7 protein-coding genes are annotated in these 7218 nt (G+C 36.1%); 6 read left to right on the top strand and 1 reads right to left on the bottom strand.

Annotated features, from left to right (window positions below):
- Nucleotides 1-64 precede the first annotated feature (64 nt).
- The 6 genes from D6734_12660 to D6734_12635 all read left to right on the top strand — a co-directional run bounded on the left by D6734_12660 (nucleotide 65) and on the right by D6734_12635 (nucleotide 6433).
- Nucleotides 65-562 (top strand): CarD family transcriptional regulator, encoded by a 498-nt coding sequence (locus D6734_12660; GenBank protein ID RMF92302.1) that lies wholly within the window; start codon nucleotides 65-67, stop codon nucleotides 560-562.
- 70 nt (nucleotides 563-632) lie between these two features.
- The gene (locus D6734_12655; protein ID RMF92303.1) at nucleotides 633-1655 is read left to right on the top strand and encodes a PIN domain nuclease; all 1023 of its coding nucleotides are present in this window, start codon (nucleotides 633-635) and stop codon (nucleotides 1653-1655) included.
- A 2-nt stretch (nucleotides 1656-1657) separates the two neighbouring features.
- Nucleotides 1658-2353, top strand: coding sequence for a 2-C-methyl-D-erythritol 4-phosphate cytidylyltransferase (gene ispD, locus D6734_12650; protein RMF92301.1), 696 nt, complete (start codon nucleotides 1658-1660; stop codon nucleotides 2351-2353).
- A gap of 24 nt (nucleotides 2354-2377) precedes the next feature.
- Nucleotides 2378-2851 carry a 2-C-methyl-D-erythritol 2,4-cyclodiphosphate synthase gene (locus D6734_12645; GenBank protein RMF92300.1) on the top strand — a complete coding sequence of 158 codons (474 nt, stop codon included), beginning with the start codon at nucleotides 2378-2380 and terminating at the stop codon, nucleotides 2849-2851.
- 193 nt (nucleotides 2852-3044) lie between these two features.
- Nucleotides 3045-5879 (top strand): excinuclease ABC subunit UvrA, encoded by a 2835-nt coding sequence (uvrA, locus tag D6734_12640; GenBank protein ID RMF92299.1) that lies wholly within the window; start codon nucleotides 3045-3047, stop codon nucleotides 5877-5879.
- The gene (locus tag D6734_12635) at nucleotides 5879-6433 is read left to right on the top strand and encodes a phosphatase PAP2 family protein (protein ID RMF92298.1); all 555 of its coding nucleotides are present in this window, start codon (nucleotides 5879-5881) and stop codon (nucleotides 6431-6433) included. The genes uvrA and D6734_12635 overlap by 1 nt, the downstream gene beginning before the upstream one ends.
- Here the strand turns inward: D6734_12635 and D6734_12630 are convergent, their stop codons facing one another.
- Nucleotides 6434-6958, bottom strand: coding sequence for a pyridoxamine 5'-phosphate oxidase family protein (locus tag D6734_12630; protein RMF92297.1), 525 nt, complete (start codon nucleotides 6956-6958; stop codon nucleotides 6434-6436). It lies immediately after the preceding gene.
- Nucleotides 6959-7218: the final 260 nt, after the last annotated feature.

Raw genomic sequence — 7218 nt, 5'->3', positions numbered from 1 at the left:
GAATTTGCTTGACTTTTCCTTTAAAAAAAGAGGATAATAATTACCAACTTAATTATGAAAATCATTGAAAATGGCTAAGACATTCAAAGTAAGATCACATGTAGTGTATCCGGGGCATGGTGTAGCTGAGATTGTGGCAATTGAAGAGAAAAAGATAGATAAAAATATCGAAAAATACTATGTTCTTGAACTTGTAGAAAATAGGACAAGGATAATGGTACCTGTAAAAAATGCAGAAAAAGTCGGACTGCGCAATATTATTTCGAATGCTCAAGTAAAAAAAATAATTAAGATATTGAAAAGCTCACCTGAAGAAGGAGACCCCAACTGGAATAGACGCCATACCGAGTATCTTGATAAAATAAAAACAGGTTCCATTGAAAAAGCGTGTGAAGTATACCGCGATTTAATGTTTGCAAAGAATGAAAAGGAACTTTCTTTTGGAGAAAAGAAAATACTCGATACAACCAGAAAATTGTTAGTAACTGAGATATCCTTTGCCAAAAAGATTGATGAAAACAAGGCAGAGGAGATGCTTTCTGAAATTTTTTCAGGTAAATAATTAGATATTATATTCCTAATTTAACTGTCTCCACAAAGGAGGTCTCGCAATGTTAGTTTTCCGAATTTTAATAGTAGCTTTATCATCTTATTTTGGCTCTCGTATCTTTAATGAGATTGCCTTTTTGAAAGGAAATGAGAGCTATCGTTTTATCATTGGTGCTATTGCAGGTGCAGTTTTAGGATTATTAGTTGTAGCAATTGAAATCAGGTTGTCCAAAATCACCTTAAAAACTGTTGCTTTTGGCGCTGTAGGATTATTAGTTGGTCTTATTGTCTGCAATGCAATTATAAACACCATATGTGTATCTTTAGGTGTAGAGGATGTAGGGAAAGATGTTTATCCTGTGGCTTATTTGGTTTGCGCCTATTTAGGATTAATGCTGGCAGCAAAAAAAGCGCATAGTACAACATTTTCTAAAATCCTTCCCTTTTTAGGTTCAAAATCTGAAGCAGAGAGCTACAAGATTCTTGATACGAGCGTAATCATAGATGGAAGGATTTATGATATTTGCGAAACTGATTTCTTGGAAGGTGTTCTTATTGTTCCTCAGTTTGTTTTGAGAGAGCTTCAACATATTGCCGACTCCTCAGATAGTTTGAAAAGAAATAGGGGAAGAAGGGGGCTTGATGTATTGAATAAACTTCAAAAACTTAATCAGATTGAAGTGCGGGTTGTTGAAAACGACTACCCAAAAATTCCTGAAGTTGATTCTAAGTTGGTTGCTCTTGCAAGGGATATGGGCGCAAAAATTCTTACAAATGATTTTAATCTCAACAAAGTAGCTGAACTGCAAGGTGTAAGCGTCCTTAATATCAACCTGTTAGCTAATGCACTCAAGCCAGTAGTTTTGCCAGGTGAAATTATGAAGGTTTATCTAATTAAGGAGGGTAAAGAGAGCGGTCAGGCAGTTGCATATTTAGATGACGGAACTATGGTAGTTGTAGACAATGCCAGAGACCAACTTGGCTCAAATGTTGATGTGACAGTTACAAGTGTTCTGCAGACAACTGCTGGTAGAATGATATTTGGGAAGCTCAAAGAATCGGATTCCTATTCAGAGAGTGATTCATCCAAAAAGTACGAGGAATAAAAATGTTTGTGTCGGCAATTGTAGTCGCCGGAGGCCTCGGACTACGGATGAAGACTGATAGACCAAAACAATTTTTAAAAATAGGTTCAAAATATCTGATTCAACATACACTCGAAAAGATAAATGAAATCAATATTATAGATGAAGTAGTTTTAACATTGCCTCTCCAAAACTATGATAAATGGAATAGTATGGTTGAAGAGCTGATAGAGAAAATGAATTTAAAAGTGGATAAAATAGTAAAAGGTGGAGAAAAGAGACAGAATTCAGTGTATAATGGATTTAAAAATTGTAACCCTTGCGCTGATATAATATTGATACATGATGCTGTAAGGCCCTTTTTTGAAACAGATTTGGTAAAGGATGCAATCGCTCATCTTAAAAACTATGACGGGGTTATATTTGCAGTGCCAATAAGTGATACGGTAAAGAAAATTGACAGTAATAAGGTAATTACAGAAACTTTAGACAGAAAAGAGCTTTTCAGGGCTCAAACGCCTCAGATTTTTAAGAGAGATGTTTTGGAGAAATCTTTTGATTATGCCTTTGAGAGTAATAGAGAATATACTGATGAATCATCAATGGCTGAAGAAATTGGGGCAAGAATAAGGATTATTGAGAGTTCTGAAAAAAATATAAAGATAACGAAACCAGATGATATTAAATTGGCTGAATTTTTACTTGGAAATTTTGATTGAATTTAATATGGGGAGATATCAATAATGCGGATAGGAATAGGCAATGATGTCCATCCCTTCGAGGAAGGCAGACGGCTTGTTATTGCTGGAATTGAAATTCCTTATGAAAGAGGATTAGGTGGCCATTCAGATGCCGATGTTTTAAGTCATGCAATCTGTGATGCTTTGATTGGCGCTCTTGGTGAAGGGGACATTGGTGAGCATTTCCCAGATACAGATGATGAATATGAAAATATTTCAAGTCTGGTGCTTTTGAAAAAAGTCAAAGAGTTAATTGATAATAACGGTTTTTTTATTGAAAATATCGATGCTACAATAATCGCTGAAGAGCCGAATTTTTCAGATTATAAGGATAGAATGGAACAAAACCTTTCTGAAGTTCTGGAGATAGAGCCACACCAGATCAACATAAAAGCAAAAACCAATGAAAAAATGGGATTTATCGGAAGAAAAGAAGGAGTGGCAGCAATAGCAGTGGCTCTTATAAACACTTTTTGAGCGTGAAATTTTTACTTTCAAAAAGCAAAATCTCGAAGCATCGTTTTAGCTAAAAATCAATGCTTGCCTCAATATTTTGTAAATTCATAGCATCTCTATATTGACAAAAACATTTTCAATTTTAAAAATTATCATCTGAGTTTGAAGGGGTTAGATTGTATTTGTTTTAATTATATTCAAATAATGGGGAAAAATGCAGGACAAAGATGTTAGAAAAATTATAATCGAGGGAGCAAAAGAGCATAATCTGAAAAATTTAAATCTTGAAATTCCTCGAAATAATATAACTGTCATTACAGGTTTGTCAGGTTCAGGGAAATCTTCGCTTGCTTTCGATACAATTTATGCTGAAGGGCAGCGCCGTTATGTTGAATCATTATCGGCCTATGCCCGACAATTCTTGGAGTTGATGGAGAAGCCAGATGTAGAAAGAATAGAAGGGCTGTCTCCTGCAATTTCAATCGAGCAGAAAACGACAACAAAAAATCCACGTTCTACGGTAGGGACCGTTACAGAGATATACGATTATCTCCGCCTTTTGTATTCGAGGATTGGGAAACCCCATTGTCATATATGTGGAAAAGAGATTGCAGCGCAGACATCTACACAAATAACAGATAGGATTTGTGAAGCAGAGGAGGGAACTAAAATAACGATTTTTTCTCCTATTGTCAGAGGTAAGAAAGGAGAATATAAGAAACTCCTTTTGGATATAAAAAAACAGGGATTTGTCAGATGTCGAATAGACGGCACCACATATGACCTTGATGATGAAATAAAGATTGATAAAAACAAAAAGCATACAATCGAAGTTGTTATCGACCGTCTCGTACTTAAAAAATCTGCAAAGCAGAGAGTAGCAGATTCAGTTGAGACTGCTCTCAAATTGTCCGGTGGATTAGTTACTGTAGTTTTTGACAAATCGCAGGAAGTTACTTTTTCAGAGAAATTTGCCTGTATAGAATGCGGCACAAGTCTTCCTGAACTTGTACCGAGGGTATTTTCTTTTAACAGTCCCTACGGTGCTTGTGAACAGTGCGGAGGTTTAGGAACAATCCTTTCCATAGACCCGGATTTAGTCGTTCCTGATAAGAAGAAGACTTTGAGGGAAGGGGCAATTTTGCCATGGCATTTGAAATTCAGAGATTTTCATCAAAAAACATTATCGACGCTGTCAAAGAAATTGAAATTTTCTCTTGATATTCCTTTCGAGAAACTACTTGAAAAGGTGAGGAAAAAGATACTTTATGGTGCTTCAGGAGTTGAGATTGAATTTTCCTATGAGAGCAAAAAGAATAAATATCTTTTCCGCAAAGAATTCGAAGGCGTAATACCTCGTCTTGAAAATAGGTATCGGTCTACGGAGTCAGACAAGGTGAGAGAAGAAATAGAGCAGTTTATGAGGATAATGAAATGTCCACAATGCAATGGGGGGAGGTTAAAAAAAGAATATCTTTCTGTAAAAATAAAAGGGCTAAACATTAGCCAAGTTACGGAAAAATCAATTGCTGATGCCTATAAATGGTTTTCTGAATTAAAACTAAATAAGCGCGAAGAAGAAATATCAAAAAGAATTATTAAGGAGATTAAGGAACGACTTGGTTTCCTTATTTCAGTAGGACTCGATTATTTAACACTCAACCGTCAAGCAGGAACTTTATCCGGTGGAGAAGCTCAAAGGATTAGACTTGCCACTCAGATCGGCTCATCTTTGATGGGTGTTTTGTACATTCTTGATGAGCCCAGCATCGGCTTGCATAACAGAGACCACAAAAAACTATTAGCCACTTTGAAACGACTTAAGGATATGGGCAATACTGTAATTATTGTTGAACATGATGCTGATACTATTCTCTCAGCTGATTATGTTGTTGACCTTGGTCCGGGTGCAGGATTGGAAGGTGGTTATATAGTTGCACAAGGGACTCCGGCAGAAATTAAAAAATCTGAAAAATCACTTACCGGAGCTTATCTTTCATCGAGGATATCTATTCCTTTGCCTGAACCTTGGAAGCGGCGAAATGGCAATGGCAAGGTGATTAAAGTTATAGGTGCAAGCGGCAATAACTTAAAAAATATTGATGTTAAATTCCCTCTTGGGACCTTTATTTGTGTTACAGGTGTATCGGGTTCGGGCAAAAGCACACTCGTGATTGAAACATTGTATAAAGCATTGGCGAAGATGTTTTATAGGGCAAAAGAGTCACCCTGTAAATATGAGAAAATCGAGGGTGTCGAGCATATTGATAAGGTAATTAATATCGACCAATCACCTATTGGAAGAACTCCCCGTTCAAATCCTGCTACCTATGTGGGAGTATTTTCAGATATAAGAAACCTTTTTTCAATGGTTTCAGAATCGAGAATGCGCGGATATAAGCCGGGAAGGTTTAGCTTTAATGTCAAAGGAGGAAGGTGCGATGCCTGTGATGGTGATGGTGTTAAAAAAATAGAGATGCACTTTTTACCGGATATCTATGTTACCTGTGAAGTATGTCTTGGGAAAAGATATAACCGTGAAACACTCGACATTAGGTATAAGGGAAAAAATATAGCAGAAGTTTTAGATATGACAGTTAGCGAAGCGCTGAATCTTTTTGAGAATATTCCTGCCGTGAAAAGAAAACTTGAAACCCTTAATGATGTAGGGCTTGGATATATCAAACTTGGACAGTCAGCAACAACCCTTTCCGGAGGTGAGGCACAACGAGTTAAACTTGCGAAAGAGCTTTCAAGAATAAGCACGGGAAAAACTCTTTATATTTTGGATGAGCCGACAACAGGACTGCATTTTGATGATATTCGAAAGCTTCTCGAAATCTTGAATCGTCTCACTGATAATGGAAATACTGTTATTGTAATTGAGCATAACTTGGATGTCATAAAATCGGCAGATTATATTATTGATTTGGGGCCTGAGGGAGGTGATGAAGGGGGTAATGTTGTTGCTTTTGACAGACCAGAAAAAATTATGATGAATTCCAAATCCTATACAGGTATAGCTCTTAAACAATACCTTTCAATGTAATGATTGAATATTTTATAAATTTGGACGCTGACATTTTAAGATTCATAAATGTCATAATAAAAAACTCTCTTCTCGACTATTCAATGCCTGTCATTACTTATGCCGGAAGTTTTTACCTTGTTATTCTTGGCGGCATTTTATGTTTCTTTATGGTGAGAAGGGATAAAATATATAATATATCATCTTTTATCATTGTGATGTTGACAGCCCGCTATTCGTATCGTTTCTTGAAAGTTTTTTTTGCCCGACAAAGACCAATGTATTCTTATGATTGGGTGAATATAATAGGATTCCCGCTTCAAAGTTATTCTTTCCCATCAGGACACAGCACAATTGCCTTCACATGGGCCGTTTTTATGGCTTTGAAGTATCCGAAAGGGCGTGTTTATTTTTTGTCTGCCGCATTTCTTGTTGCTCTTTCAAGGGTCTATATGGGAGTCCATTATCCCTCTGATGTTTTAGCAGGAGCAATATTGGGAAGTTTTATTGCTCTTTTTTGCAATTATATCCTTGAAAAAATAAAGGAGAGTGCTGTCAAACGTTGGAGTATATAACTATTCGGCTTCCCACACTTGATTTAATATTCCATCGGGGAAACTTAGATATCTTGCCTTTTCAGTTTTTATCTTGATGACTTTCAATTTATCTCTTATTGGAAGAGGACCTAATTTTTTTAGATCTTCCCTTTCTTCAGATTTGATTATATTCCTTGCTTCCTGATATTTTTCTTTGTCTTTGGGAGTTATTATTTCTGCGTTGCCCCATATTTGCAATCCTTTGACACTTTCAAATCCACTGTATTCTCCGTATAGACTTACCGAAACTTTTGGATTGTTTAAGATATTTTTCAGCTTCCCCCCTCCTTCCGTGAGAATATAGATGTCTAAGCCATCGCTTTTATATCTTACCGGTGTTGAGCGCGGAATATTGCTGTCGCAGGTTGCTATTGTGCAAAGGCAGTGGCTTGCAAGGAATTCAACTATTACATCTTTGAGTTCATCTTTTGTAAGTCGTTTTATTCTACCCTTTAAGATTTCAGTGAAATCCTTTTCTATTTCTTTTTGAAAGTCTTCAGCCATTCTGACCCCTCCGTTATTTCGTTATTTTTTAAAAATCTTATTCTGAATGATATAAGCATTTTGTGAATTTAGATTATAAATTTATAAGATTTTAACAAGTCTTTTTCCTTTAGGTGCCCCTATTAGTAAGAGATATGTTTCGATTTTTTTTGAAGGATAGAGCTTCTTCACTGCATCTGAATAATAGGAAAGTTGCGGGCGATAGAGTTTTGCAAGTTTTTCAATTTCATTGTCGTTTTTTATGCTTTTTGACCATTTGT

Source organism: Candidatus Schekmanbacteria bacterium, from assembly GCA_003695725.1.
In the GTDB taxonomy this organism is placed as follows: domain Bacteria; phylum Schekmanbacteria; class GWA2-38-11; order GWA2-38-11; family J061; genus J061.
Note: the sequence above shows the minus strand (reverse complement) of the source record. Positions and strands in the feature narration are given on the sequence as shown.

What these genes read in the sequence shown, in the direction of transcription:
- ispD (RMF92301.1), top strand. Translation starts at nt 1,658, where the DNA reads ATGTTTGTGTCGGCAATTGTAGTCGCCGGAGGCCTCGGACTACGGATG.
- D6734_12645 (RMF92300.1), top strand. Translation starts at nt 2,378, where the DNA reads ATGCGGATAGGAATAGGCAATGATGTCCATCCCTTCGAGGAAGGCAGA.
- uvrA (RMF92299.1), top strand. Translation starts at nt 3,045, where the DNA reads ATGCAGGACAAAGATGTTAGAAAAATTATAATCGAGGGAGCAAAAGAG.
- D6734_12635 (RMF92298.1), top strand. Translation starts at nt 5,879, where the DNA reads ATGATTGAATATTTTATAAATTTGGACGCTGACATTTTAAGATTCATA.
- D6734_12630 (RMF92297.1), bottom strand. Translation starts at nt 6,958, where the DNA reads ATGGCTGAAGACTTTCAAAAAGAAATAGAAAAGGATTTCACTGAAATC.